We start from the raw sequence: 2,453 nt of genomic DNA, 5'->3' as shown, positions 1-2,453 counted from the left end.
GTATTAAATCCGATGCGTTCCACACTGGCTGGATTTGGGATGGTATGTTTTCCCCATTATACCGGGGGAAAATTTATGAGTATTTTGAAGTGGACAGCGGTTGCTGCGTCCGATTTTAGCCAGTCGCCTGTATTAAGAAGAAACCTGGCGACATTTACGACAGGCGCCTACGTGCGCATCGATGCAAACGGCGGCAATGTGGGCCTGAAAACTTCAGGCTCCTTGTCCCAGATAGCCGCTTTTACGAAGACAACTACGGCAGCGCGGATCGAAATTGCGCCAGGCTCAATTACGGGGCTCAAGCTTTTGGATCCGGCTGTCACCACTTTGCCACCTCTGAATGAGGACGGGCGCAAGGGCGGGTGGCTGGCCTATTCGTGCCAGTTCGAAAACGGGTCCGAGGACCACATCTATCTGCGGCTGCGCGATGGCTACACCGCTGACATGATGGATGGCATCTGGCGCGCGCTTTGGCCCGTGCTGCGCGAGGATTGCCTCAAGGAAGCGGCCAGCCCCGAAGCCAAGGCTGCGATGAATGCGATGGTCTGGACGGTGTCCAAGAAGTCGTCATCGGCGGTTTTCGTGTTGAACGCTGCGGGCCAGGCCCTGCATGTCAACACCGCGGGCCGTGACATGCTCGAAAGCGGCAATCTGATCAAGGAAACGCCGACCGGCCTCGTGTGCAACACACAGCAACAAACGAGCGTGCTGCAAAAAGCGGTGCGTGCATGTCTGGTCGAAGGTACGGACAGCGATACCGATTTCATTTTGTTCCTGGACGCCGCGGCGGCATGTGGGCCGGGGCGGATCCCTGTATCCATAACGCGCTACCAGACATCCGCCGAAGCGATGCCGCTGGTGGTGATGATCATCCCACAGCAACCGAACCGCGAACACATGGAAAGGCTGGCGCTCAAGATGGGGCTGACCCCGTCCGAGGCGCGGGTGGCGGCGCTGATGCAGACAGGCCTGTCCAATCGCGCGGCAGTACAGATTGCCGGTCTGAAAGAGCAGACGTTCAACACATATTCCAAACGCGTGCTGGCCAAGCTGAACATGGGCTGCCGTGCGGAGATGGCGCATATGTTGACCTGGCAGGCTTCTGTGGGGCGCGCATCATGAACCAGATTACACGCAGAACAGGATATGACGCCGCGCAGAACGGGCCTGCACCGCTTGAGCCCCTGATTGGCCCCGTCCAGACTAGACCTTCCGATATGGCAGCCGATATGTCCCACAAGACGCGTGCTGAAAGGCCTGCGTCTGCCGACCATCAGACTGTCGGAGCGGCGCCCGTTCAGGACGCTGCGAAGCCAATCGCCAATCCGCCGCGCCGCGCTGTGCTGGGCGAGGCAGATGCACATATGTTGCAGCGCGTGTTGGGGGCAGGGGAGGGCGCGCTGGCGCGTCGCAGTGATCTGGTCAGCATGCATGCCCGTGTGGTCAAGCTGTTCGAGACGCTCAATCAGGGTGTTGGCCAGATGTATGTGGCCAAGGCCGAAAAGGACCGCGAAGGACTGAGCGCACGGATCGACGGTCTCGAAGAGGCGGTCAACCGGATGGAAGGCGCCTTGCGCATCGAGCTGGAACCGGTTCTGCGCGCGGCCATGGCCGATGTGGTGGCCCAGCAATCCCCTGGCAAAAAGGGTTTGGCGCGACTTCTTTTGACCGGCTTGGCGTTGGCCGTGGCCGTGACGGCAGGCGCGGTTTTCCACGCGCCTCTGGTCGAGGGTGTTTCCAATCTGGAAGCACAAGTTTCAGAAATTATGGCTGAAATTAAGTAAAGTTATCCCCAAAAGGGGGCAGTTAACACATTATTAACCTGTTTGACTGAACGCGAAGGCAAACATTCCGCCTTTATTGGACGCCGGGCTAAGCGCGGCATTTCCGGGGGAAGTTCAATGGGGCAGCGCGGGCGCTGTCATATTTGATCCGATACCGCATCAAAAATGGAGATTTTTAAAATGGCACATCCAGATCTGGAACCGGATTGGGAAGTATGTGATCCCGATTGCAAAATCGAATTCAGCGACGACAAACATGACGTCAACTATAACGACGGCACTTATGAATATGGCGACAGCAACGAAGACGAAATCGACCTGGAAGTAGACGGCGCGGCGCATAACGCCGAAGCTGGTGCAGGGAATGATGCAGTCTACGGTGATGAGCACTGGAACATCCTCGACGGCGAACGGGGCCAGGACTACATCGAAGGCAAAGAAGGCAACGACATCATCGAAGGCGGTTCCGGCAACGACTGGTTGTTCGGTGGCGACAACGACGATCAGACTGTCGAAGTCTTCGACGATGACTGCATCGATGGTGAAGCCGGCTGCGACTACATCGACGGCGAGCTGGGCAATGACCTGTTGCTGGGTGGCCAGGACGCAGACGTCCTGTATGGCGGCAAGGGCAACGACATCATGTTCGGTGATGACGGCGACGGCAAC

At 57.9% G+C, this 2,453-nt stretch carries 3 protein-coding genes; all 3 read left to right on the top strand.

Annotated features, from left to right (window positions below; translation table 11 throughout):
* The coding region (locus WA989_RS02935) for a helix-turn-helix transcriptional regulator (RefSeq protein ID WP_424339029.1) at nucleotides 1–1,122 on the top strand (1,122 nt) is incomplete at its 5' end.
* Between the two features lie 242 nt (nucleotides 1,123–1,364).
* Nucleotides 1,365–1,784, top strand: coding sequence for a hypothetical protein (locus tag WA989_RS02930; RefSeq protein ID WP_424339028.1), 420 nt, complete (start codon nucleotides 1,365–1,367; stop codon nucleotides 1,782–1,784).
* 180 nt (nucleotides 1,785–1,964) lie between these two features.
* A partial coding sequence (locus WA989_RS02925) for a calcium-binding protein (RefSeq protein WP_424339027.1) occupies nucleotides 1,965–2,453 on the top strand: 489 nt, incomplete at its 3' end.

The sequence above is a fragment of the Henriciella sp. genome, assembly GCF_049649345.1.
GTDB lineage: Bacteria > Pseudomonadota > Alphaproteobacteria > Caulobacterales > Hyphomonadaceae > Henriciella.
The sequence above is the reverse complement of the archived record's forward strand: the minus strand, read 5'-3'. Positions and strand labels throughout refer to the sequence as shown.

Bases quoted from the DNA above. Each gene is read 5' to 3' on its own strand.
- WA989_RS02930 (WP_424339028.1), top strand. From the start codon at position 1,365: ATGTTGCAGCGCGTGTTGGGGGCAGGGGAGGGCGCGCTGGCGCGTCGC.